The sequence below is a fragment of the Culturomica sp. genome, from assembly GCF_003524185.1.
In the GTDB taxonomy this organism is placed as follows: domain Bacteria; phylum Bacteroidota; class Bacteroidia; order Bacteroidales; family Marinifilaceae; genus Culturomica; species Culturomica massiliensis.
The window spans coordinates 2,687-2,940 of record NZ_DOED01000032.1; the positions used below are offsets into that span (position 1 = coordinate 2,687).

Annotated in this window: 1 protein-coding gene; it reads left to right on the top strand. The window is 37.0% G+C overall.

The window, feature by feature from the left end:
* On the top strand, positions 1–208 hold a 208-nt coding region (locus tag DD657_RS11060), incomplete at its 5' end, for a hypothetical protein (RefSeq protein WP_287049875.1).
* Between the last annotated feature and the right edge of the window lie 46 nt (positions 209–254).

Here is a 254-nt window from a genome sequence, read left to right on the forward strand (position 1 = left end):
AAACGACCGTTTGAATTGGCTGAAAAACCTTGAGGTTTATAGGTTTCATTGTATCTATGAACCAAGTGGATGTACTTCGTTTCTTTTGGTTATTGCAGCCCTTCTTGCTAATTCTCATACCGCTGACATCCAAATACTAAACCAACCACAAACAAAGTTCAGGAGTAAATTATTGTCATCACACAGGGCGGAAAATATCCATCATTGATTATTCTGTAAAAACGATTCTGTCAATCCAGTTTTAACGGTCGTTT